The sequence below is a fragment of the Chroococcidiopsis sp. SAG 2025 genome, from assembly GCF_032860985.1.
In the GTDB taxonomy this organism is placed as follows: Bacteria; Cyanobacteriota; Cyanobacteriia; order Cyanobacteriales; family Chroococcidiopsidaceae; genus Chroococcidiopsis.
This window is the reverse complement of sequence record NZ_JAOCNC010000010.1, coordinates 54,092-78,274: the sequence shown is the minus strand read 5'-3', so window position 1 is coordinate 78,274 and position 24,183 is coordinate 54,092. Positions and strand designations below refer to the sequence as shown.

The window sequence follows — 24,183 nt, the reverse complement described above, 5'->3', positions numbered from 1 at the left end:
GGTTGTGAGTCAAAGAAGTGTGGGATAAGTAGCAAAATCATTCCAAGTCCAAGGACGTGTGGCTAAATCTGCTCGTTGAGCCGCTGTAGTTTCCAAACGTGAATGCTGCCAGATCCAGTTGAAATAGCTGACAACTAATCGCACGGTGACTTGAGTTTGTTCCCATAGCTTACTAAATTTGTTCTACCGTCGATGCCAGCGTCCCGTCTGCTGTCGTAATGTGCCGTTAGTTCGTTCTAAGCGTTGGGTCAAGGCTTTAGTAATATAGTGGTCAGCTTCTATTGGCAAAACCCGCTCATATCCTTTCCGACTGTCAGTATGCGATTCTCGACAATCAGTTTTGCCTTCGCTTGTGACTATCAATTCTGTGAGAAATTCATCAGTATGCTTACCTACTCGCGCACTCAGAATCAGTCCACTGGTCTGTGCCAGGCTCAAACCAATCCAACAGTCTCCCACCTCTAACTCTCGGTAGTGCTAAAGAGGGCAGGATGAGATAGCTGGCAAAGAAGCATTGTAGTGATGGATGAAATTCCAAATTGCGCCAATGTGATTCTCCAACTTTTTGGAAAACGACAAGGTCTTTCGAACCAATCTCGACACCCGTTGCCGTAACGTGCAGTTGAACCGCTCGATGTAGCTAGTCTTTCCGGTTTCTTTACCCACCGCTCGATGGCGCTTGCTGGGCAAAGCAACTGGGTAGGCTGACCAAAAATCACTGTAGATCACGGCACACTGCCGATAAACTGAAGGCAGCGACTGCCATAAGGTTTGAGCTGACTCGGCACTATGGTCTCCGATGTAAACACCCACAATTTCACGAGTGGCAGCATCTAAAGCTAACCAAACCCATTGCTGATTACCTTTGTCGTCGACAAATGACCACAACTCATCCATCTGTACTGTCAGACGACTTTTCAGCTTTGGGCGTACCTGCACCTCCCGCTCCACCCGCTTGTATTTCTGATTGACATATTGTTGCACCCACAGTTCGGAAATCTGTAAGGCGCGGGCAATGCCTGCCAGTGGCAGTTTCTCTAACAAAAGCCGATCTATGATGCCTTTGGTTTCCTCACTAATCATTCGCCACTGCGGAGCTTCAACGAACTGCCGCCCACACTCTCGACATTTATAATTCTGTTTACCATGACGAGTTCGGCCGTTTTTCACCACATCAGAAGACTGACAATTTGGGCAAGCAGGAACAGCAACAGACATAGCGCAGCATTCCATCACATCTAGTTCTATTCTCTCATCCTTTCCTGTTTAGGACTACCGCACTGTAGCAAAAAACTGCTGCATAAGGACAAGCGCACAATTGTATACCGCACATTATTCGGCAAGTTACATCTTAAATGCCATCGACTATTTCACTGCCCGTGCCAAGAACAGCCAACTCGCAGCTTTAACCCATTAACCAACTTACTACCAGAACGCACTTCAAGAGAACTATTGTACCTGGAGTCCAAGTTTGGGTCTTTGATGTCCTACGGACTGTCTGTGAAACTATTGCAGGAAGTACTACCAATAGAAAGAGAAATAAATCCTACATCGGTACGGAATAACTTACACTCAATTGGTAAACGTTTAGAAGACGAATTGAGTGAAGAAAAAGGAGGATACATCGAAGGTTGTCCAAGAGATTGGGAGGAATTGCCCCGACCTGATTTACCTTTGGTACTGGGAATAGATGGCGGATATGTTCGTTCCTACGACAAAAAATCGCTTCCCAAAGGGAATTTTGAAGTTATCGTTGGTAAGAGTATAAAAGCAGACGGTACATCCAAGCAATTTGGGGGAGTTTATTGTTACGATACTAAACCCCAGCGTCGGATCTTTGAGGTGTTGAAATCTCAAGGAATGCAGATGAATCAACAAGTAACTTTTCTGTCAGACGGTGATGAGAAGATCCGCGAACTACAGTTCGCTCTCAACCCAAACGCAGAATATTTACTGGATTGGTTTCACATCACCATGCGGCTGACAGTGATGAATCAAATGGCAAAAGGACTTAGCAAAAAAGATACCGAACTAGATACAGACATACCCAAAGAACTGGAACGAATTAAGTGGTATCTGTGGCATGGAAACGTGTTCAGAGCATTGCAACTGCTAAAAGACCTTGTGGACGACCTAGAAATCGTGATTTTTGATGGTAATAGCCGACTAGAGGTAAAAAAGCTGTTGAAGGTGGTGCGTGAGTTTGAGAGCTATATTTCCAACAATGGGCTTTATATCCCCAACTATGGAGAACGTTGGCGAAATGGTGAAGCCATTGCCACTGGATTCGTGGAATCAACGGTTAATCAAGTCATCAGCAAGCGGTTTATTAAAAAACAGCAGATGCGGTGGACTCCCAAAGGTGCCCATCTTCTGCTCCAGGTCAGAATACTGGTTCTAAATGAAGATTTACGCAGCAAATTCCAACAATGGTATCCTGGTTTTCAATTAGAGCGCCAGCAAAATCAGCAAGTACCTCATATGCCTTAAATTCTCCGTATAATCATGCGATTTAAACTACTTGTAAAGCTAGATTCTCTGTAAAAGGTTGGCTTGTTTTTTCGGTCTATGTGTAAACCCAACTTTGGAGCGATTGTTGGTAAAATCAGTGTATGTACTCCAAGCTTTTCAGGGGTTTAGGTCATGGAACAACAGATCGTCCAACCACCGCTCATTTGGGAAAACGGAAAAACTCAAACATAAATCTCCTAACTCTCGCAAGTATGAAGAGATTAGAATTAGGGAGCATTTGTTACCAGAAGAAGTCTCTGCGATGCGCTCAGCTATCAAAAAATTCAAGGGTCGCCACGCTCACCGAGATTCAACCATAATTTTGCTTTGCTACCGTCACGGGTTGCGAGTGGCAGAGGTGGCATCTTTGCGATGGGAGCAAATAGATTGGAATGGTGGCACAATTTACGTGAAGCGAGTCAAAAAAGGGACATCCTCGGTTCAACCACTTTCCGGTCTAGAGATTCGCTCTCTGCGTCAGATGCAACGAGATTATCCCGCTAGTCCCTATATTTTCCAGTCTTCTCGACGTAGCCCATTGGCATCTGATACGATAGCCGGCATTGTTGAGCGGGCTGGTAAATTAGCTGGTTTGCCTTTTCCTGTTCATGCTCATATGCTGCGGCATGGAACAGGTTATTATTTGGCGAATCGAGGCATTGATACTCGAACAATTCAGAGTTACTTGGGGCATAAAAATATTCAGCATACTGTTCGTTACACCGAACTTGCATCTACCAAGTTTCATGGGCTTTGGGATGATTAATGTTTAAAGCCCCTGCTTAACCCTGTTGTGTCACTCTAGGAGGGGCTAATCTCTGAAAGGTTTTCGACGCTTCGCTTTCAACTTTTTGGCTATAAATTTTGGTTACTGTTAGAAAATAAAGCTTCTAGCTTTGAGCCAATCAAGGTTACAGTCAGGAGCTTCAATTTTTACTGTCCGAGAGTGACACAACAGGGTTAATTGTTGCCCATCTCCCCCGAAAAAAATCGCTCTCGTCAGCTAATCCACTGCTCATTCAGTAACGCCCAAAATTTACTCATTTCTCCCTATTTGTGCAACAGAGCCCCTTGCCAGTGCCAAATATGCTCCTCGATAGATGCTGTTGGAGATAGCTGCGGAGTAATCACGAGGGGTTATGAAGATTTATGAATGGTGGTCTTCATAGATCGTACATATTTTTACCAACGTACGGCAGTGGAGATCGCCTCTCAGCCCTCGTCTTCTACTTTGCTTGCGCTTACATCGGTTTACAAGAAGGATTGAAGCCATAAGTATACTTCCAGCGAGAAACAGTGTCCTCTCCAATCGGAAAAACTTCTCTCTCATCATTTTTCATCGTGATCCGTGCTTTAACCTGTCCAGGCTGGGCGCTACTGAGCAAATTGGCAACATTAGAATCGATCGCAAATAAATTGCGTGCCATGTACATAGTACCGGTTTGCTTGCTACCACCGTCGTCAGCACTATAGGTATAATTGCCGCTAAATTGTTTTTCAGCGGTTACTGGTTGGGGGCTTAATTCCACAACCTTTTTGTTAACTAACATCTCCAGCTTCTCAGGTATAATCACTTGTGCCACTGCTTCTTTATCTAAGTCACCCGCAGTAGCGTATTGGCTGATCAGTTCGGCAAAACATCCGCGAGTATTACTGCCCCATAAGGAGACATAGACAACCCTACCTGGAAATGGTGCAGAAAAAGGCCGTTCGACTTTAATAAATCTGCCAGTTAGATTAAAGAGGTTCGTGCTGCCTTGATTGGAATTTACCAGTTTTTGATTGCTTTTATCAACTCCGTGGCGATCAATCACGACTCTTCCCAATACCGTACCAGCAAGACTATCTTGGATATTGGTCACTTTACTGAAGGGCCACTTTTTCCCTGCCCAAGGTAAACCATTAATCGTATCGAGGTCATCTTCACTCATTGAAGCTTCGGAAGCTTGTTGGGCGACGGTAGTAGATGCAGTTAAGTTCGCCAGAATCACAGCGAACGTCAGACCTAAATAACCCAATAGCAAATTTTTTTTAAGCATTGTCTTTGTTAGTCCAAAATTTAGTAATTTAGTTTCTAAAGGCAACGTCTACCGGCACAAATAGGTTGTTGAGCATTATTAGCAGGGCGAACTGTTTCAGGGAGTTGAGGGGCTGTCAGCGTCGGAGAATTGTTGCTCGTTGCTTCAGAGGAGGGGGAATTCTCAACTTGTACTGCTAACTTCATACCTGTCTTTGATACTAAATTCAGAAAAGTTTTAATGGGAATACCCATATTAAAACCAGTTTTGCTGTCGCTTGCTTCGCCCGATTCATTACTCGCACTTTGAGAAGTTTCACCTTGTCCGTGAATTCCTACTAAATGACCTTCGGAATCTAGTACCGGACCGCCGCTAAATCCGGTACGAGTTGTATTAGTGTAAACCAATGCGTAACCGCCTTCTTTCGGCTTCAAAAAACGTCCCGATATCTCTCCCGATGTGAACCGATAAATCCGTTCTTCAATTCCTGCCCCAGGATTGGGAAATCCAGCAATATAAACTGGAGTCCCTTCTAATGCTCGGTCGGAATTGCCTAGTTTAGCGGTCATATAGGTGTCATTACTGCTAAACTCCATGATCGCTAAATCCACTCCTGGAAGTCTTTTTACAGTGCTGTAATCGAGCGGATAGCTTTTTCCGTCTGAGGTCTTAATTGTATATTGCCAATCAGAATACCGCATGACGTGCCAAGCAGTTAGAACGTAATAATTGTTCTTTTCTTTAGCAACAATAACTCCCGAACCAGGGTTTTGAGTATCGATTAAAACGGTAATTTTTTTAGCAATTTCACTAACCTCAACTCCAGACAAAGCCATCACAATTGAAGGCACGATAACTCCTGAAGGTAATATAACTGCGGTTATAGCGATCGCTGCGGTAACAAGCAGCGGTGCTGTCAGTCGGGAATGGAATTTCATCGCTCCACCTTCAACTTTGCTAAGTATCTAACCGCATACACTTTTTTGCTGCTTCTGCCTTAGTTCGCATCTGCAAAATTTCTAATGGCAGTTGTTGCGAATTCTTCACCTGCGAGGAAATTTGCAGTGATCGCATAGAGTTAGAATTTTGACGGGCAGAAGATTTTGGAAATAGTTGGATGAAAGTTGCGATCGAAATTGCCCAACTCGATTTGACCATTAATTCATATATTGGCGCACAAGGCTTAGAACCATCTTTAAATACATATGGATCTCCCCATAAGGGATGTGCGTGCATACCATTAATTGCTACAACTTCACCGCGTAAATTCAGCACGGGACCACCGCTCATACCTTTTTCTACTGCATTTGTGTATCCTACTTGATATCCGCCATCAAGGGCTTTATCAGTTACAAATGTTACGTTTCCATCTGTAAACTTAAACTCTGTAGTTTGAGAAGTGTCGGCATCGGCTGGAAAACCAGCAGCAAATACTTCATTTCCAACTACTAGCGTCTCATTTTCCGCCAACAAGGCAGTTGAATAGACTTTGTTTGGGCTGTGAAATTGGAGTACAGCTAGGTCGTTATTTTGAAAATTTATTGCCGTGACTGTAGATGCAGAATAAATAATACCATCATGAGTTTGAACTGTATGCTGCTTTCGAGGCTGCAATACGTGTTCGTTTGTTACTACCGTGTAGACCAAGCCTTGACGTTGAATTAAGATACCCGAACCCCAACTATCTGTTGATCGCACTTTGACAGTGATCGCGCGGGCATATTTGTGGAGTTCACTGACAGCAAGAGCGCGTTTTTCCGTTGTGGATAGTTGAGCTGGTGACAATGTATTAGATAAGGCGAATGGAGGTGCAGACATCAGGTTTTTTCCCTTTACTGCTAGTCCAACAAGTAAGCTAGCAGTACAAACAACTAATGCAATTGATCGCAAATTCACCTTATTTTCTAGTTAACTCATTCAGTTTTACCAAAGTTTATTACTACTAGTACCGCTTTGTTGGCTAGGAGTCATCTGAGGAGCGTTAGTAGCTTCGCCTGCACCTGGATCGATCAACTGGTTGACATTGACGTAAACGCGATCTGCACTTTCATTTAGAGGTCCACTGGCTCGCACGCGCACGTTGACCAGATTTTGCAAGACTTCTCCAGGATTGCTTCCTGGTTTGAGCGTAAACAGGACTCCCGTACAACTACCACCTTCGCGATCGGCAACGCAAATAACAGGCTGTCCGGTCTTTTTATCGTACCCAGTTGTCAGATAATTTAAAGCGCCGTTTTGATAGTAAGTCTGAAACTTTTTCGAGACTTCCTGACAGCGCTTTCGAGGAGTCCATTGCGAACCTTTAAAATGATTGGAACTCCATCTAATGACTGGTACGCTTTTAGTTGCCGTTCGGGCTAAAGTCGTTGGTACGCCATTGTTCGTACCGCAGACAAAAGTAACTTTTTCCCCAGCCGGAGCAGGCTGGCTACTCATAACTGTATTGGCAATTATTACAGTTAATATAGTAATGCCAGAAGTAAATAGATGAACTTTCATAGATTAGCCTCTTTCATCGGTTCTGTTATTTCATCTCCCAAGCTGGTGTAACAGCTTTAACAACCGTAACATTTTTGTAATCACGGATCTTCCATTTTTGATGTTCTGCTACCAAATCGTAGCGAACGCGCGTGGTATCTAAAGTTGTAATTTTGCTCGTCCCGTTTTCTACTAGCGTCCTTTCCTCAACAATGACGGCTTGAATAGTTGCTTCATTTCCTTTCACGATCAGGTCTTCAATCGCATCTATTTTTTGAGAACCATATTTATAGGATGCTTTATGACTCGCCAGCCAATTGATCGAGCTATATGGTTTACTTGAAGTTAAGATTTCATCAGACAGTTTGCCTGTAGTTAATTCCTCTGCCAACTGCCGATTGTAGGGAGGAGCAAATATTTCTTGTTTGGCTTCTTGCCACCGCTCGATTAAATCTCTAGCTTCTTGCTTGGAAATAGAGAGCATTTGTGCTGAGTGCCACCACATGAAAAAACCACCCACAACACCAACACCGACCGCACCCGCGATCGCTGGTACGGCTTTTTGCCAATTCTTGCCCCCAGAAGTTTTATCATTTGGTATTATTTCTGGGGTTCGAGCAGCATCCTGGGCGATCGGCGGCAACGTCTGCGATACTTGAGTTGCCATTCCGGTTCGATTTACTTCCGTTGCGGCTAGTTCTGAGGCTGAAGCAACTTGTGTTACTGGCATCTGCAATGCTTGTAGCATCTCTTTGGCTGTGGGGTAGCGATCCCCTGCCATTGGTTTAATTGCTTTATCTATAACAGTTGCAAAACTGGGGCTAACGCCTATAGCGTACTGCTGCCACATAACCTCGCCTGTTCGACGATCGAGCATCTCGTTAGGTAGCTTGCCTGTAAGTAGGTAAGTTGCCGTTATTCCTATACTAAAGATGTCACTCGCATACACGGGTCGTCCAGCTTGCTGCTCGAGCGGCATAAACCCTGCCGTACCAATGGCGATCGTCTGGTTGAAGTTACCCGCCGAGGACATCATCGTTCCCATCATTTCTTTAACCGCACCGAAATCGATTAAGACTGGTTTGCCGTCTGAGGAACGCAAAATAATGTTGCTCGGCTTAATATCCCGATGAATAATATGTTTCTTATGAACGTATTCCAGTACTGGCAAAATGTCTACTAAAATTTGCTTCACCGCATTTTCGCTCAGTAACCCTTCCTGCTTCACCTTTGCTTCTAGTGTTTGACCCTCAACATATTCCTGGACTAAGTAAAACTTGTCATTTTCACAAAAATATGCATACAACTGAGGAATTTGATTGCTGGCATCGCCTAATGCTTCCAACACTGCGGCTTCTCGCCCAAACAGATCTTCAACCCACTTTTGAACTTGAGGAGTACGATCTGCGAGTTTAAGTTGCTTAATTACACACCGACGACTTGAAGGCATTTGCGTATCTTCTGCTACAAAAGTTTCGCCAAAGCCACCAGTTCCCAGCTTTTTTTGCACGCGATAGCGATTGTTCAAGAGTGTCGGCGCAATCATATTTTAGGCACTCAAGATTTATTTCAGTTGATATATTGAATTTATACAATAAATGTTCTATGTTTTCTGTTACAAATTCGTGACAGTTTAAACCTCAGCTCGACTTGATCCATTTTGAAGAGGAAAGGTAGCAAGATCGGGAAAGCGTTGTTTGATTTATCCTGATGAGCTTGCTATCGAAAGAATTTCTGCCTTCGGTCCTAACGTTTGCGCCACTCTTTTCCAAACCGGTGTGGGAGTCAGCCCTGGTTCTGCTAATCGGTGCGATGGCATTGTCAACTTAATCGGACAATTTCAAAATTAAACACTGTAATTCCTAACTCGTTAGGATCGCTCAATTTATGCAGCAGATTTCAGCCCCACAACATCTTGCCAATCTTGAAATCGTTGGCGTAAAAGTTGGCGATAGCGGTGAGTTGACTCAGATCTTGCAGCATTCTCGATAAGCAAGAATGGGTAAAGGTTTGAGGATAATTTCAAAATCGAATTGTGCAGCAATGTCAGCATTGACTCGGATGAACCGCAGCAATTGTAACCACAGAACCGAGGGAAACAGTACAGTTAATGCCAAATCACTGGCAGCTTTCCAATCCAGGACAGGAGGTAGTGACCATTGGTCAATCCAATGCGCCAATAGATAGGCAATTAGCGCTCTTGATGAGCCAGCGATAGACACCAAGTTTCGTAGTTTGCCCAAAGCGATGCAGCCCAAAACGATGTTTGCTCGTTTTGAAAAAGCCCTCAATGCAAGAGCGCTTACGTCCTAGCCGCACCAGATAAATGCCAGAGTAAGGATGGGTAGAAACGACAAAGCGCAGTTCTCGCTTGCCTTCGGCTCGTTTGAGCCAGAACCAGGACACCGTCAGTGGCTGTGTGTCTCCCGCTAAATACACCTGTTGTCCACGGTTGGCATGGCGATACAGTTGCTTTAGATGACGACCGTCCTGCATTTTGCGATTGCAGCGCATCCCCACGACTGCTCGCCACGACTGCTTTCGCACTGCTTTGAGAAACTCTACGGTGCCAAACTCCGTATCTGCCTGTACAATGACCACCCTGCCCTGACTCAACTGGGTTGGAACCGTTGCCAACAACTTGCAGGCTAATTGTACTGGGCGCTTGATAGCCTTTGCCCCGCCAGACCCGAAAGCTCCAAGGCACTCGCCACTCACCCACCACCAGGTACAATACTACTAAATGTAATCCCCGCTTACCGTTAAGTATTCTCACCCAGGGGTCAGGTGCCTTGGGGTCATTCGTCGGCGTACTCAACTGCAAAAACTTGCCGCACTTTTCGAATGTCGTTAGATCGATCGACACTCGCAAAGGAGTGCTTGGATGAGGGGGATGAGCGGTCACTTGCTGCAACACCATTTGACGAGTCGTGCGAATCACGCTACGAGTAGACCAATTGTAGTGATTCAAAAATCGACTCAATGAAGAAGCGGATTTCACCTGGGTGTGCTGGGGTAAAGGATATCCTTGAGCTTCAAGAAACAGCCCGAACAGGGCGTTTAGACTGGCTTTCTGGTATGTGCTAGGCATTAAGCAAAGAAGGCTATAGACTAGCCCTTGGGCGTATTCGACGATGGTTTCCATAATCGTCAACTCAAATTATTCCTACGCCCTTTCTTCCAGATTTTGGCTCTTTTGGCAACCCTTTATTGAGAATGGTGCAAGATCTCAGTTGATGTTGTTTGGGGTGAAAGTGGTCTCGAATCGGACCAAAAGCAGAAAGAAATCGTTGCGCTTGCCCTGGTGATTTGAATTTTCGGTCATGCGCGGCGGAAGTGTGGGACTGCTAGACTGAAGCATTGTGTAGTCAATCAGGAGCAACATAATGAAATGTCCTTTGTGCGATCGTGAGAAACCGCGTAAACATGGAAAGACGAGTAAAGGTAGTCAACGGTACTTCTGTCCCCTCAGCAACAAACCTTTACCGATACCTTTGATACACTCTACTACCGTCGCCAAGTGAGTGAGGAAGATGTACGAATTGTGCTACAGGCACATACAGAAGGTAGTAGTTTACGGGGCATCAGCCGTATTAGTGGCTTAGCATATGACACAGTTGTCAGTATTGTTCGTTCCTCGGCTCAAAAAGCGCAGATGGTACACAATCGCGAGGTAAAAGATGTCAATACCGATGCCATTGCTGCCGATGAATTATGGTCATTTGTTGAAAAAAACAAAAGCGCTGTTTGCCTGAAGAACTTGAAGCCGGAGATTGCTGGATTGCCCTCAGTTTAGCTCAGCTAAGTGGGTTAATTCTCACAGCTCGCGTAGGCAAGTACACCGACTCTTTAGCGCAGGAGTTAATCACAATTACTGAAGGCAAGACCAACTGCAAAGAATGGGATACTGATGGTTGGTCAGCATATGAGCGAGTGCTACCAGATGAAGTTAACCATTATATTAGCAAAGCCTTGACACAACGCCTGGAGAGAACAAACAGCACTCTCAGGCAGCAAACAGGACGTTGGCATCGACGACAGAACAAATTCGCTAAAGCCTGGGAGCAGACAAAAGTTACTCTCAAGCTTGTGATTAACTATTTCAACTGGATCTGGCAGCATTCTTGCTTGGGAACTACAGCCGCCCAAAGAGCAGAGCTTGCCGATCGTGCTTGGACTTGGAATGACATCGCTACTTATCCCACACTTTTGTAGGGCATGACCGCAATTCCTCAACTTCTCTATTCCTGCCATGCCTCTGCTACATTTCGCAACTCTTCTGCTACCAACTGTCACACTGCTCTACTATTCATGCAGGAGGTCTAATAATCACCGATCGGTGCTTGCGGCCGACAGCAAGCTTCCGAGGCGAGATCATCACCCGGAAAACAGCATAAAACCACAAGGGGGAGAGAGGGAGCCTTTGGACTCCTATCCCGAACTACCGTCGCAAGATGTTGAGCGGAACGGGATTTTCAACCATATCCAACCGCGCCAGATCCCCATCAATCTTCAAAATGATGAACGGATTTGCCCACTCGCAGTGACTAGGACAGCCTTCCCAAACGACCCGATCCCCCACTTGCAGGGGTCTAGCTGGATCGGCTTCCCCGCATTGGTCTTCGCTGGGCAAGTTCGTTGCCGCTTCCGTAGGGGCTTGGGAGGGCTCCTGCCCATGAGGAGGAAACTCAGGCGCTTGCTGCTGCGGGATCTTCCCGAACCCTTGACCGGAACGCCAAACAGGAGAAGCGTGATCAGGCACTGTTGGATTCAGGTCAAGAGCCATTTGAGTTGGGGAGTCATCGGTGGAAACCGGAAAAGCATCCGCACCAAATGCGCCGTCAGGGGGGAGCGGCTCCGGTTCCGGTGGATCGGCGATGGGGGGATCGGCAAGAAGCAACGCCTCGATGTTAGGCGCCAAGTCTCCGTCACAGCGCAAGCGAATTCCACGCAAAATGGGACGTCCCTGGGCATCCGTATCCTGAGTGACTGCCCATCCTAGGGTCCGCTGACACAGTTCGATAGCGTCCGAAATGAAATTCTTGACGCTTTTGGCTTGATAGCCCGTGCTGGCGCAGTAGTGGCTATAGGAACCAAACGCCGTTGAGGTAGCGGGCTGATAAGTCTCTGTAGCCCATTCCTTCTTGTTGGTACCGATCCGCAGGATCGCATCGGGATCGCAGACCACCCAATCATTCAGCCACGCCGCGATCGAATCGGTGCGGATTTTCGCCTGCCATAGCGTCGTCGTCAGGCTCTGGGCGCTGACCTGACGCAGGGTAGTAGTAATCTCTTCATTGGAGATGGACAGCAAATAGCGTGTGAATGCCGAAAGTTCAGGAGCAAACAAGGTATCCATATCGCGCACCGCTTTGGGCTGATGCTCCAAAGGCAGCATTAACACCCGCCGCGTCAGCCAGGAGCCGCCATCGCCATGGAACAGAGGACTATTGCTGGTTACCACTGCCATGCCGGGAAAGCGCAGGCTGAAGCTATCCCGATACAGCCGCCGTCCCGACAGGGTGTCCTGTCCTGTGAGCTTCTTGAAATTCGACATCTGCCCCGTCACCTTGTCCTGATCGGACAGAATCACCAAGCGCTTGCCGATGAGGCGCGCGACTTCGTGCTTGTCCTCCAGATCGCGGAAATTCCCCGCCCAGCAGTTGCTAGGCCCAATCAACTCTTCCAGCAAACGGGTGTAGGTGGATTTCCCGGTGCCGCCTGGACCAATCAGGTGCAAAAACTTCTGCAGATCGGCGCGGCCGCGCAACACGGCGGCGGCAAAGCAGATCAGAATCCGCTTATGCTCTTCGCTACGAGCGACTTCCGACAGCCAAACGCCGATCGTCTCCCAGCCTGTCTCCAGCGGAGTGTAACGGCGTGGCAAGCGCCAGGTGAGACGGTATCCAGGGGCATGGGGCTCGAACGCACCGGTTTGCAAGTTGAACACGCCATTCTCGAAAGGCAGCACCTCCTTGCGCTCGTCCCACAAGCGGACGTGCAGCTGGTGGCGCATCTTGGTGACCACGTTGGTCACATAGCGTGCCGAGTTGTATCCCGTGACGCCCTTGGCGGCGAGCATCTTGTCGATGACCGATTCCAGGTAGGAATCCGATACCGGACCCCAGATGCCTGCATGGTCGAGCTCATACTCCATCCAGGACTTGTGCTCGTCATTATAAAGGAAGCGGTCGCGATACTCTTCCGCCAGTTGATTGCCAATGATGTCGGCCGCCGGAACCTTGCTTGGCGGCGCGGTGGCCTGAAACTGCCGCTCCCAAGCGCCAAAATCAATCACATGGCCCAGCACGTCCCGCTTGAAACGGTCGCCACCGCAGTTCTGTATATAGTCATCCATGCCCTTGCCTTCCTCGACAGTCCATTGTCCAGTCGCTGAATACAGCGGTAATCCGAACAATTTTAGCTGATGGAGGAGGGTTCTCTCGGCTTGGCGAACTGATTTATTGGTCGAGGCATCGGCGTCGAAGGCGATGATGAAACCGAAACCCTGTGTGGCAAACCGTTCCAGGGTGGCCACCAGATAGCGGCGCCCCTGGGGATCATCATCCTTGGGAGTCAGCCCCATTTCCACGCCCAGCAAGCCAATGGTCGGAATTCCAATGGCGCAGCCGGCGATCGCCTTGTACATGCCTTCGGTCAGCACCAGGCACGGATGCCCATCAACTTGATAACAGCGATCCCGCAGCGCCTCTAGATCCTCCCAATAATGGGGATCGTCAGGGCAGGTAGGCAGCATGGCGTCATACGCTCCCCTGCCCGTGCGGTATTTTGGGGCTTTTTTGTCGCCCTCCCCTTTCCAGGGTTTGTCAGGACGGAACTGTCCTTGACGGTTACAGCCTTCAAGCCAAATCCCCGGCGATTTAGCGGAATAGCCCAATCGCGCCGACGCTTGAGCAATATTGAGACTGGCGCTGTTGGCCTCAACCCAGCACGTCGGCAACCCTCGGCGCTGGGTAGCGTCAATCAAATGCTTTTCACACAAAGGGAGTGATTGAACACAGAACCGTTCGTTGGCAACAATCATGATATGGGGGCTCCTCGATTCGTAGGACCGGAGCCACGTCTGAAGAGAGGGAGGTTGTCGCCAGCGGTTTGAAAAATTTTAGGAAAAATTACCCCAGCCAGCAGCCACTTCCTGATGAAGTGTTACACTGGAGGAGAAACCGCTGACTTAGGGCTTTCACGTGTGTCGGCAAAACCTACGGGAAAGACAAACCGGGTCAGACGCGCTTCGGTTGATTTAATACCTCTAGGGTAACACGCTATGAGCGGTAACCTAGGCACGATCGGGACACTCGCTTTTAACAAGCAGAGATGCCCCGATTTTGCTTTTATAGTGTGAAGATCCCAATCCCTTGGCTGATAAGAATCAAATTGGTGTTGAGGAAAAATAGAAGAATCAGCGCGATCCCCAACGGATTCCATCAAAATATATTTACTTTTCTTAAAAAATATATTAAATATGCAACATAGCGGTATTGCAAGGCAGCAGGCTTGCCTGCGCCGCAGACAGAAAGGCTTAATATGGCAACGAATAACCTGGTGGAACTGACGGGCAATCTTGGGTCCGATCCCACTGTGCATACTGACCGCAACGGCGATGAGTTTATCCGCTTCAGCCTCGCTACCACGGATAGCTACAAGGATGAGAAAACCGGCGAATGGGAAGAACTACCATCCGTCTGGCATTCGATTTTCGGGTAGTCCTAAACAGGAAAGGATGAGAGAATAGAACTAGATGTGATGGAATGCTGCGCTATGTCTGTTGCTGTTCCTGCTTGCCCAAATTGTCAGTCTTCTGATGTGGTGAAAAACGGCCGAACTCGTCATGGTAAACAGAATTATAAATGTCGAGAGTGTGGGCGGCAGTTCGTTGAAGCTCCGCAGTGGCGAATGATTAGTGAGGAAACCAAAGGCATCATAGATCGGCTTTTGTTAGAGAAACTGCCACTGGCAGGCATTGCCCGCGCCTTACAGATTTCCGAACTGTGGGTGCAACAATATGTCAATCAGAAATACAAGCGGGTGGAGCGGGAGGTGCAGGTACGCCCAAAGCTGAAAAGTCGTCTGACAGTACAGATGGATGAGTTGTGGTCATTTGTCGACGACAAAGGTAATCAGCAATGGGTTTGGTTAGCTTTAGATGCTGCCACTCGTGAAATTGTGGGTGTTTACATCGGAGACCATAGTGCCGAGTCAGCTCAAACCTTATGGCAGTCGCTGCCTTCAGTTTATCGGCAGTGTGCCGTGATCTACAGTGATTTTTGGTCAGCCTACCCAGTTGCTTTGCCCAGCAAGCGCCATCGAGCGGTGGGTAAAGAAACCGGAAAGACTAGCTACATCGAGCGGTTCAACTGCACGTTACGGCAACGGGTGTCGAGATTGGTTCGAAAGACCTTGTCGTTTTCCAAAAAGTTGGAGAATCACATTGGCGCAATTTGGAATTTCATCCATCACTACAATGCTTCTTTGCCAGCTATCTCATCCTGCCCTCTTTAGCACTACCCAATATTGCCAGGGAGATCGCCTTCATCCATAATTTCATTCAACCGATTTGCTATATACCCTACCCAGTATTCCTGCCTTTGTGCCATGAACTCCCACGAGCCACCGCAGTCTTCTGGAGGGCAAGCACGTTGACCACCACTGCACACCGGATAAAAGCAATTTGATTTTGGAGTGAGAATTGCTTCGACCCGGATTTGATGCTGCCAGTTATAACCGAAGTCATATTCGTAAATAAAACGCTCTTTCGCACACCAGCCAAAATTTGATAATTTGACTTCTCTGGGGTCGTCATCAAACCAAATTCCCCCAATTTGTGCAATCCCGTACTGCTTGCCGTGAATTATAAAACGATGTAAATGGGAATTTGTCCACCCCATTGCTATCTGGATAATGTAGTGCAAATCGGCGATTGTGCTGTCACTACGGATTTTTACCCTACGCCAAATCATTGGACTGATGCCCAGGATAAAAATATGAAGCTGGTAGATGGCAAGTTGCTTAGAATTTGACATTAGGTCATCTTACCGCATTGCCAGTCCATCTCCCCCGAAAAAAATCGCTCTCGAACTTAGATGAGGTTCTAAATGTGCTTTTCTTGGCATCCTCCTATTTTACAAATAAAAGGGATAAACAATCCGGATTCCGTATTAGAAAGACCGCAACCACTGGCGGCAGCAGGCAACGATAATTTGAGCCGAAAATTGACTTGTTCGCAAGCCAGAGCGTTTATATTTCAAGTCGCAACAGCTAGTGTATCTGTTTAAGGAAAAAGGATTATTTTTGTAGAAAATAGTAGCTGATGAGATTTCTACTAATTTGATTTGATAATACCGAGTAGAAAGAGGCGCTGGCGAAATGTACTAGCTTGCTGAAGGTCGGGAATTATTGCTGCTAAAGTTTCCACAAATTCTGGTAAAGAAATTTGGGGATGAGATGCCAGGGTCTTTTGAACAATGAAGCTAGCGATCGGACCAATGATACCAGCCAATGCTTGCTCGCACTGACGTATAACAGTATTATCGAGCGCTTGCTCGTTCAAGTCTGGTAAACTTAGAGACTTCATTTGGGGTTGAAGATACTTGTCCTGCATTTTTGGTTGAGTAGTTGGTTGTTGCAGAATAGTTTCTGCCTTCTTCTCAAACTCAATCCTCTGGTTAGGAGTAAGCAGAAGTGTAATCTTCTCCACTAACACTTTAAGACTAGGTGAGTTCGCTGAAAATTTGCGTAGTAAAGTAGGAGCTATGGGTCCTATAAAATCTATCAGATCTTTCTCCAAGTATGCGTATTGTTTTGAGGTAAGGATAGAACCAGAGTGAGACTTTGTGTTAGCCAAAGGCTGACTTGTGGCAACAGAATGATCGCTTTTCCTATCGCATACCTGAGGTCTTGATAAATCACCATGCAAAATTGAGATAGTCTCCTCCCTAAAGGATCGAGATTGAGGCATTGGTGTAGCAATTATTGATGGTTGAGTTAGAGCTTCCTGCTGCTTGTAAAACTGCTTGTTCAGCTTGATTTCCATTTCCTCTTCATTAGCAGAAGCGAATAGCTCTAATAATTTCTTCTGCTTAAGTAAAACTTGGCTACGCTCGCGAACACCTGAAGGAATCACTACCCCTACACGGGCAGGCTGGTAACTCCACAAGTCTGGGGCAACTACGTTTTCCAAAGTAGCAGGTGGAAGATGCTGCCGATTTATAAGTGCCTCTGGTCCTTTGTGCAGGCAGGTAAAGATATTTTCGAGTTGGACAGCGTGCAGTAGCCCTGCTATGTAGTAACAGAAGAAGTACGGTACATGGCTGCGACCCAAGTCGTCCACCTCATCATTGTACAGCCAACCAAACAGGGTATGCTCTGGAGTGACTTGATGAAGATAAGCAGCTTGGTAGCCAGAGCGTGGGGGGTCGTAGGAATCCCAGTGCTGGTGAACTACTAGTTGCATGAAGGCTTGCTGAATTGACTTTGGAACTTGTGCACTAGCAAGGGTTCTCAGCCCCACTCCTGAAAAGCTAGTGTAGACAAGTTGACCTAAGAGCACAGGCATAAATTAAAGGGTAAAAAAAGTTAGAGCTAGCCTGTCATTTACTGGGAGGTACAGATTTAGCGGATATTTCAAGTGTCTTTTGCGCCATCTGGCGAATTTGTGCTTTGAACTCGGTGGGAGCGGCTTTCTCCGCTTGTGCAAACAGGACTCGCGCCGTTTTGTGATCGCCTTGAACGTGGCGTAGCACTGCTTTGCCAAACAGAGCATTGAAGTTGTTCTTTTGCTGGGCGAGAACCTGATCGTAGGCTTGTTCAGCTTTAGAAACTTGACCTGTGATCCTGTAGAGGTCAGCTAGCTGCAAGCGCAACTCAAAATGTTTAGGTTGCCGCTGGACTACTTCCTCCAGTAAGGCGACGGCTTGTTCAAACTGCCCTTGCTGCCGCAAAGTAGCTACCTTCATTAGAGCATCGATATTTTGAGGTTGGCGTTGGAAAACCCACTCAGAGTTGGTTAAGTAGAGGGCGATCGCCCCTACCAAACCGAAGAGTGCTAGAGCAAAGAGCAAGAGTTTTCTAGAGGCGGTTGGAAAGTATAAACTGTGTCTCTTTTCGACTTTGACTCTTTTGTCAGCCGATTTGAACAAGCTTTGCCGGGAGCCACCGACTTCTTCTTGCTGCGGCTGGGAACCTTTTGATTGCGAGCGAATCGAATTGAGTGAGTTGTTGATCGAACTGCGCTCGTGAGCTTTATTCAACTCCTGAACCATCCAAAGGAGTGGAGCAGCCGCACCTGTAGCCCTTAGGGTTGCAGCACCTTCTATATTGACAATAGGTATGAATGAGTAGAATGTTTGATAATTAGCTCTTACAGCATCAAGACTGTTTGTAAGCGGTTGCAGAAGCCTCTCAAGCTGTTGTCGGTTGAGTGGAGTGAGTTGAAGCAGGTCACACTTGGTAAGAATCAGTGCGAAGGCGTATTTTAACTGATTTAGGTAGGCGAGGTTAGCAATCGCCAGCACCTGTTCAATTATGTTCTCAAGCGTCTGTAAATAGGTATGATTTTGCATCAGTGCATAAGCATCGATAAATACACAGCAACCCTGAGAAGCATAGACAATCTTTTGAAAGTCAGAATTGCTAATGTCGCAGGATTCACCAGGAATGTCCCACCAGCGAAAGTGTGAGAGCGTTTGCACTCCTTGCTGACTGTAACGCTTCAGGCTGAAGTTGAAATCCGTGATTTTTATAGTGAGGGGAGGATACTGACCAGTTTTGCCAACATAGCTGAGGATCTTCTCGATCTTTTCCTGTACTTGAGTGTCCTGGCAGTCAAACCACAACTGTTGATTACGTTCTATTTGACTATCAGAGTGTAATTCGGCATAGCTGCCAACCAGAAAAACTGTTTTGCCTGCACCCCTTTGGCCGATGCTTAACAGACTGAATATTTTTGGGGCAGTTCCAGATAATAAATTCATCTATTTCTTGAGCAGAAGGTCAGCCTTTCTCAAACAAATGGCAAAATTGAAAATATTGGTTCAAGGTAGCTGCAAGCGAGTAAGTTAACGAAGAAGCACCTGAATGCGATGAGTGAAGTGTTTCAGAGCTCATTGAAAATTCTAGCCGCCTGAGAAAAAGTGTGTACTAAAAGCATAGTATAAATAAACATGGCGCTCGCTATTATACTTGGTTACCAGATATAAAACTGTAGATTATAGAATTAAATGGCACTAATTTTATAGAATTATTTAGCACTCTTAATGAACTACCCCGCCGCTTGCGGACGGTTGTGAGTCAAAGAAGTGTGGGATGGTATATTGAGAATGATGTCTATTCCATTCTCCAAGTATGCCGTGCCCATTCTGTAGTCATGCCAAAACCCATAAACACGGAAGAACTGGTAAAGGTAGACAACGCTTCAAATGCCCTAAGTGCGAGCAGACGTTTACCGAGTCGTTCGATACGATTTACTATCGACGACAAGTAAGCCAACAAGAGGTGCATACGATTGTGCAAGCTCATAGTGAGGGCAGTAGTCTTCGCTCTTGTTAGCCGAATCAGTCAACGAGCCTATGGCACAGTCACTAGCATCATACGTCAAGCGAGTCAAAAAGCTCAAATGTTACATAATCAAGAACTGCAGCAAGTAGAAACTGAGGCAATTGCTGCTTCGGAGTTCTGGTCGTTTGTGAAAAAAAAACAAAAGCACTGCCGACCAGGAGAGTTAGAGGTGGGAGACTGTTGGATTGGTTTGAGCCTGGCACAGACCAGTGGACTGATTCTGAGTGCGCGAGTAGGTAAGCATACTGATGAATTTCTCACAGAATTGATAGTCACAAGCGAAGGCAAAACTGATTGTCGAGAATCGCATACTGACAGTCGGAAAGGATATGAGCGGGTTTTGCCAATAGAAGCTGACCACTATATTACTAAAGCCTTGACCCAACGCTTAGAACGAACTAACGGCACATTACGACAGCAGACGGGACGCTGGCATCGACGGTAGAACAAATTTAGTAAGCTATGGGAACAAACTCAAGTCACCGTGCGATTAGTTGTCAGCTATTTCAACTGGATCTGGCAGCATTCACGTTTGGAAACTACAGCGGCTCAACGAGCAGATTTAGCCACACGTCCTTGGACTTGGAATGATTTTGCTACTTATCCCACACTTCTTTGACTCACAACCGACTAAGCAAATACTCTAGATTACCGACTCGCATCCAAAAGATGCTCAAAGGGCAATCTGGAAAATGCAACTGGTGTAAGCAGTTCTTCTTGGCTGGGGATAAACTGGAAATCGACCATATCATCCCGAAAGCTCAAGGCGCAAAGGACGTTTATCGTAACCTCCAACTGCTACATCAACACTGTCACGACACAAAAATAGCCAGAGATGTGGCGAACCTCGCTGCAATCAACTCAGGAGCCGTGTAAAGGGAAACTTTTACGCACGGTTTTGAAGCAGAGTTTGATCTGGCGACAGATCATTCGACTGTAACCCTCTACTTATATCAATACTCCGGACAGTTTTTGGCTGAAGTAGTAGACAGAAAAGCTATCGAACCGATAGAGTGCTGATGAAACAAAAAAGCACGAGTTCGATAGCTGTATGGAAATTATACAAAGCCTACTGGAAAAAGTGGGCATTTTCGCAAACCGCAAATCAAAGTTTTGACGACGCTGTTTGCCACGATGTTAATTGTGTGTGGCAAGGTGAATTTTACAAACCTGAGTCGAAGAGCGCCGATTGAGCGAGAAAACGTATCGACGGCAATTTCAGAAGCCGTTGGATTTTAGCAAGTTGAATGGTGAAGTCATTAAAGCAGCGATTCCTCAAAGCCATTCAATGATTGCAGTGATGGATTGCTCGTTTGTAGCTAAAAGCGGCAAGAAGACCTTTGGACTTGACCAGTTTTACAATGGGACTCAAGGTCGCGTGGAAAAGGGTTTAGAAGTATCATTAGTCGCCGTAGTAGATGTTGAAACCGAGACGGGCTATGCTGTGTTGGCAGAACAAACCTTGACACAAAAAGAATTTCCAGCACTGACTCGGATGGACTACTATCTACTACATCTAGAAACCGTGCGTCCGCAACTACCCTCTAAAGTGCGCTATCTAGCAGTTGATGGCTACTATGCCAAGGAATCGTTCGTCACAGGAGCCTCTGCCCTCGACCTACACGTGATGAGCAAACTGCGGTGCGATGCCAACCTGCGCCATGTCTACACGGGGATGCAAAAATCACGGGGAGCTAGACGCAAATATGCTGGCAAGGTAAAGCTGACAGACTCGACTCAATTATCATGGGTGCGCCAAGTTCAACCAGGCATTGACCTGTAGACTGCCGTGGTGTGGCATATTTCACTCAAACGCCAAATCCGTCTTGCTTATCTGCTTGACCGTCGCCAACACCAGGCAACGAGTTACGCTGTGTTGTTCTCCACTGACATCGAGCAAACTGCCGAGGACATTTACCGACTGTATCGCTTGCGGGTAGTGTTCTAGATAAGTGTTTTAGGGATCAAATATTTAGACCAAACTCATAGCGATTAATGAACAAACCGATTACTAAGTCGTGCATCTCTTCCGTCTTGGAAAAGCAAATAGTCTTGCGAGTTAATCGCTTAATTCTTGTTCTTAAGTTCAAATGCTTGCGTTCAATCCTCTGAGTTTTACGCTTGTCTACCTCATGGATTTGTGCGGCTAAATGCCGTTCATAAGCTCCCCAACCGTCCGTACAATAGCGCTTGATTCCAAATGGTTCTAATAACTGCAAAAGCCGAAGAAACACCTTGTCTTTTCTCCTGCCAAAGACATAAGCTAACACTTGACCTGTATTACGGTCAACGGCGTGCCACAACCACCTGGGATTAGTCTTTTTACCAACATAACTCCACATCTCATCCAACTCAGATTCCTCCATACCAGTCTCTTGAAACTCCTCGGCTTGGACAATATCTACTTCTACGCTCTCAGGTTTGAGTGACTTCAAGAGTTCGTGATTGACTGATTTGAGAGTAACGAGTTTTTTTTAACTCTTTAATTACGGTTGTAGGGCTGGTGTGCAGTACCCGTGCAATATCCCGCACTCCGCTACCATTGAGGGTCATCTCCACAATTTGCTGCTTGACTTGTTGAGTTCGTCCTGGATAAGTCTGACTTAAAACAAAAGTGCGATAGGGACACTCAGAGTTTTGGCAGCGATAACGTTGTTTACCTACTGGAGATTTCCCATGCTTGACGACTTCTGTACTGTGACAATGAGGACACTCAATCGCTAGCCAAACAGTCATAATACTTTACCTATGCCTGTTTATTCATTATAGCTAAGCAACTTATCTAGAACACTACCAGATATTTTTTCTGCCTTAGTTTCACTTTCTTGGGCAGTTCTTCTTGCGCTTTGAGTTCATCAATTGCTTTTGGATAAGCAGCATTTTTGTCCATAGTAATGACCCGTGGAGAAGCAGTATGAATTGCTTTCAATGTCTTACGAAAAAAACGTTTTGCTGCTGCGGTATCACGTTTAGCTGTTCGCAAAAAATCTAAAGTATTTCCGGCTGAATCCACAGCTCGATATAGATATTTTGGCTGACCCTTAACCTCAATATAAGTTTCATCCACTCTCCAGGAATCGTTTGTGGAATGTAGGTGCGGTCGGCATCGTTTATCTATTTCTGGACTATACTCTTGCACAAGAGCGAAATATCGTTACGTGATGAACACTCAATCCCCGTTCGTTCACCATCTGGAGCTACTTGTCGGTAGGATAATGGGTAGGTGAGATACCAACGCACGCTCAGCAAGATGATTTCAGCTTGGTAGTGACGCCACTTGAACGGGTTAGATTTGAGCATGAAGACGAGCGCGAGCAGATACAATCTCTTACCCTACCATCTGCTGCTTCAGTTTTCGCAACACAACCTTCGCCAACAGCATCCATTGCTACTCGCACCCGCTGATAGCCAATTTTGTTTTCTAGCCTCTGTGAGGGAGATCTCTCTAGCAACTTGAAAACGTTCATACCAGTAGTTTAGAATTTGATTTTCTTTTGCTAACCAGATTGGCAACTGCTCACTCGTTGCCCAGTCAATGGTTTTATTGGAAGTAAAGCGAAAGTAATGGCTCAATGCAGAAATTTCAATTGTATTGGGTGAACCAAGACGAGCGATGTTAAATACACGATTACCTGCTTGATGGCGATTTAGCAGTAAACTTGCCAGATAAGTGAAGCCTATTTGTTGACAAAACTGTTGTTCTTATTGTTTGGCTCGTCTTTCTAAAGGAGCTAATTTTTGCTGGAATTCTTGTCTCGATTCTTCTTAAACTTTTCGAAGGCGATCGGGTAAGTCTCTTTATATCGATCTCAGTCGGCTATCTTGTTCTCGTAATCGTCTTAATTCCTGGTCTTCAACGCTAAAATAGCGGCGTTTTTCTCCACTCACAACATTTCTACCTATGTTTTTGGGAAAGCTTGTCTAAATTTGATTTTATCAGTTTAAGCCCTAAATAATAAATTAAATTGGTACTTCGCTCTTTGTTAACTAAGCTTCTTTAGATTTCTAGCATTTTCAAAAACTTTACTAGCGATTGGAGAATTAATATAACGCCAATGCCATGGCTCATAGCTAACCCCTTGAAGATTATTTTTAGGAAAAGATAACTCGAATCCGTATTTATGAGCATTTTTAGTTAACCAAAAATAAGCTTGAGTCCGATCGAACTCAAATTTAGTATAAGTATCAATGTCCTTACCTTCTCCTATATCGAGTCCATAACCTGTATGATGTTCGCTATAACCAGGAGGCGCACTTAATTTCGCTGCTAGTTCCTTATTGCCTTTTCTATTTATTTGTTTTAGAAATAATTTGTTTTGAGCTGTTATTGAGCGAAAACCTGAAATAAGGACTAATTCTATTCCACTTCTTTTTGAATCTAATTTCATATGATTAAAAGCAATTGCTGCGTCTCGAGCAAGAAATTCTTCTCTTCCATAAAACCAGCTACTTTAACTAACTTTTGTTTTTAATTTCTGAATATTGTAAATGACCAAAGTACGTTTTTACTTTAAACAAACTACTTGAAGATTGAGATTTTTATTATTCTTCTCAATTTTATTTTGTTCTGAATCTGAAAAAGATTTATTTAAATCTTGTTTTT

At 45.8% G+C, this 24,183-nt stretch carries 21 protein-coding genes and 7 pseudogenes; 10 read left to right on the top strand and 18 right to left on the bottom strand.

The annotated features are described in order from the left end of the window. Window positions 1-9: 9 nt before the first annotated feature. Window positions 10-471: pseudogene (locus N4J56_RS40275) on the bottom strand (IS1 family transposase); the annotation flags it as partial. Window positions 472-477: 6 nt separating this feature from the next. Beyond that, window positions 478-1,218, bottom strand: a complete 741-nt coding sequence (locus N4J56_RS40270; RefSeq protein WP_317112643.1) for an IS1 family transposase — start codon at window positions 1,216-1,218, stop codon at window positions 478-480. Between the two features lie 60 nt (window positions 1,219-1,278). Here N4J56_RS40270 and N4J56_RS40265 point away from each other — a divergent pair. Next, window positions 1,279-2,490 (top strand): annotated as a pseudogene (locus tag N4J56_RS40265) (ISKra4 family transposase); the annotation flags it as partial. Window positions 2,491-2,731: 241 nt separating this feature from the next. Continuing rightward, complete coding sequence (locus N4J56_RS40260) at window positions 2,732-3,277, top strand: tyrosine-type recombinase/integrase (RefSeq protein WP_410500876.1); 546 nt, start codon at window positions 2,732-2,734, stop codon at window positions 3,275-3,277. A 475-nt stretch (window positions 3,278-3,752) separates the two neighbouring features. On the opposite strand, the gene N4J56_RS40255 is transcribed toward N4J56_RS40260, so the two are convergent. The 5 genes from N4J56_RS40255 to N4J56_RS40235 all read right to left on the bottom strand — a co-directional run bounded on the left by N4J56_RS40255 (window position 3,753) and on the right by N4J56_RS40235 (window position 8,553). Further along, window positions 3,753-4,550, bottom strand: a complete 798-nt coding sequence (locus N4J56_RS40255; RefSeq protein ID WP_317112654.1) for a hypothetical protein — start codon at window positions 4,548-4,550, stop codon at window positions 3,753-3,755. Window positions 4,551-4,585: 35 nt separating this feature from the next. Further along, window positions 4,586-5,467 carry a serine protease gene (locus tag N4J56_RS40250; RefSeq protein WP_317112653.1) on the bottom strand — a complete coding sequence of 294 codons (882 nt, stop codon included), beginning with the start codon at window positions 5,465-5,467 and terminating at the stop codon, window positions 4,586-4,588. Between the two features lie 19 nt (window positions 5,468-5,486). After that, entirely contained in the window at window positions 5,487-6,347 is an 861-nt protein-coding gene (locus tag N4J56_RS40245; RefSeq protein ID WP_317112651.1) for a serine protease, read from the bottom strand. A gap of 105 nt (window positions 6,348-6,452) precedes the next feature. Continuing rightward, a complete protein-coding gene (locus N4J56_RS40240; protein WP_317112650.1) occupies window positions 6,453-7,028 on the bottom strand; it encodes a COP23 domain-containing protein in 576 nt (191 codons plus the stop codon). A 25-nt stretch (window positions 7,029-7,053) separates the two neighbouring features. Further along, window positions 7,054-8,553: a protein kinase domain-containing protein gene (locus N4J56_RS40235; RefSeq protein WP_317112648.1), complete on the bottom strand. Its 1,500-nt coding sequence runs from the start codon at window positions 8,551-8,553 to the stop codon at window positions 7,054-7,056. Between the two features lie 151 nt (window positions 8,554-8,704). Here N4J56_RS40235 and N4J56_RS40230 point away from each other — a divergent pair, with 151 nt between their 5' ends. Next, window positions 8,705-8,857: a hypothetical protein gene (locus N4J56_RS40230; RefSeq protein WP_317112647.1), complete on the top strand. Its 153-nt coding sequence runs from the start codon at window positions 8,705-8,707 to the stop codon at window positions 8,855-8,857. Between the two features lie 117 nt (window positions 8,858-8,974). Here the strand turns inward: N4J56_RS40230 and N4J56_RS40225 are convergent, their stop codons facing one another. The 3 genes and pseudogenes from N4J56_RS40225 to N4J56_RS41795 all read right to left on the bottom strand — a co-directional run. Beyond that, on the bottom strand, window positions 8,975-9,124 hold the full coding sequence (locus tag N4J56_RS40225) for a hypothetical protein (RefSeq protein ID WP_317106469.1): 150 nt from the start codon (window positions 9,122-9,124) through the stop codon (window positions 8,975-8,977). 46 nt (window positions 9,125-9,170) lie between these two features. Beyond that, window positions 9,171-9,644: a transposase gene (locus N4J56_RS40220; protein WP_317106468.1), complete on the bottom strand. Its 474-nt coding sequence runs from the start codon at window positions 9,642-9,644 to the stop codon at window positions 9,171-9,173. Window positions 9,645-10,237: 593 nt separating this feature from the next. Then, window positions 10,238-10,327, bottom strand: a pseudogene (locus tag N4J56_RS41795) (IS6 family transposase); the annotation flags it as partial. 66 nt (window positions 10,328-10,393) lie between these two features. On the opposite strand from N4J56_RS41795, the pseudogene N4J56_RS40215 reads away from it, so the two are divergent. Beyond that, window positions 10,394-11,222: pseudogene (locus N4J56_RS40215) on the top strand (IS1 family transposase). A 226-nt stretch (window positions 11,223-11,448) separates the two neighbouring features. On the opposite strand, the gene N4J56_RS40210 reads toward N4J56_RS40215, so the two are convergent. After that, window positions 11,449-14,052 (bottom strand): DUF3854 domain-containing protein, encoded by a 2,604-nt coding sequence (locus tag N4J56_RS40210; RefSeq protein WP_317112646.1) that lies wholly within the window; start codon window positions 14,050-14,052, stop codon window positions 11,449-11,451. A gap of 500 nt (window positions 14,053-14,552) precedes the next feature. Here N4J56_RS40210 and N4J56_RS40205 point away from each other — a divergent pair, with 500 nt between their 5' ends. Next, on the top strand, window positions 14,553-14,732 hold the full coding sequence (locus tag N4J56_RS40205) for a single-stranded DNA-binding protein (protein WP_317112645.1): 180 nt from the start codon (window positions 14,553-14,555) through the stop codon (window positions 14,730-14,732). Between the two features lie 54 nt (window positions 14,733-14,786). Continuing rightward, window positions 14,787-15,527 (top strand): IS1 family transposase, encoded by a 741-nt coding sequence (locus N4J56_RS40200; protein ID WP_317112643.1) that lies wholly within the window; start codon window positions 14,787-14,789, stop codon window positions 15,525-15,527. A gap of 2 nt (window positions 15,528-15,529) precedes the next feature. Here N4J56_RS40200 and N4J56_RS40195 read toward each other — a convergent pair whose 3' ends face one another. The 3 genes from N4J56_RS40195 to N4J56_RS40185 form a co-directional block, all read right to left on the bottom strand. Then, the gene (locus tag N4J56_RS40195; RefSeq protein WP_317112641.1) at window positions 15,530-16,048 is read right to left on the bottom strand and encodes a plasmid pRiA4b ORF-3 family protein; all 519 of its coding nucleotides are present in this window, start codon (window positions 16,046-16,048) and stop codon (window positions 15,530-15,532) included. Between the two features lie 299 nt (window positions 16,049-16,347). Next, complete coding sequence (locus N4J56_RS40190) at window positions 16,348-17,478, bottom strand: hypothetical protein (protein ID WP_317112640.1); 1,131 nt, start codon at window positions 17,476-17,478, stop codon at window positions 16,348-16,350. 136 nt (window positions 17,479-17,614) lie between these two features. Beyond that, window positions 17,615-18,997, bottom strand: coding sequence for a tetratricopeptide repeat protein (locus N4J56_RS40185; RefSeq protein WP_317112639.1), 1,383 nt, complete (start codon window positions 18,995-18,997; stop codon window positions 17,615-17,617). Between the two features lie 370 nt (window positions 18,998-19,367). Between N4J56_RS40185 and N4J56_RS40180 the strand changes: the two are divergent. The 4 genes and pseudogenes from N4J56_RS40180 to N4J56_RS40165 all read left to right on the top strand — a co-directional run bounded on the left by N4J56_RS40180 (window position 19,368) and on the right by N4J56_RS40165 (window position 21,528). Further along, window positions 19,368-20,199: pseudogene (locus tag N4J56_RS40180) on the top strand (IS1 family transposase). A 50-nt stretch (window positions 20,200-20,249) separates the two neighbouring features. After that, window positions 20,250-20,456: an HNH endonuclease signature motif containing protein gene (locus N4J56_RS40175; protein ID WP_317112637.1), complete on the top strand. Its 207-nt coding sequence runs from the start codon at window positions 20,250-20,252 to the stop codon at window positions 20,454-20,456. 313 nt (window positions 20,457-20,769) lie between these two features. Next, entirely contained in the window at window positions 20,770-21,363 is a 594-nt protein-coding gene (locus tag N4J56_RS40170) for a hypothetical protein (protein WP_317112636.1), read from the top strand. 6 nt (window positions 21,364-21,369) lie between these two features. After that, complete coding sequence (locus tag N4J56_RS40165; RefSeq protein ID WP_317112635.1) at window positions 21,370-21,528, top strand: hypothetical protein; 159 nt, start codon at window positions 21,370-21,372, stop codon at window positions 21,526-21,528. 16 nt (window positions 21,529-21,544) lie between these two features. Here N4J56_RS40165 and N4J56_RS40160 read toward each other — a convergent pair whose 3' ends face one another. The 4 genes and pseudogenes from N4J56_RS40160 to N4J56_RS40145 all read right to left on the bottom strand — a co-directional run. Then, window positions 21,545-22,015, bottom strand: a complete 471-nt coding sequence (locus N4J56_RS40160; RefSeq protein ID WP_317112616.1) for an IS1 family transposase — start codon at window positions 22,013-22,015, stop codon at window positions 21,545-21,547. Continuing rightward, window positions 21,996-22,316, bottom strand: coding sequence for an IS1 family transposase (locus N4J56_RS40155; protein WP_317112618.1), 321 nt, complete (start codon window positions 22,314-22,316; stop codon window positions 21,996-21,998). The genes N4J56_RS40160 and N4J56_RS40155 overlap by 20 nt, the downstream gene beginning before the upstream one ends. Window positions 22,317-22,374: 58 nt before the next feature. Next, a pseudogene (locus tag N4J56_RS40150) lies at window positions 22,375-22,880 on the bottom strand (IS6 family transposase); the annotation flags it as partial. 683 nt (window positions 22,881-23,563) lie between these two features. After that, window positions 23,564-23,992, bottom strand: a pseudogene (locus N4J56_RS40145) (D-alanyl-D-alanine carboxypeptidase family protein); the annotation flags it as partial. Between the last annotated feature and the right edge of the window lie 191 nt (window positions 23,993-24,183).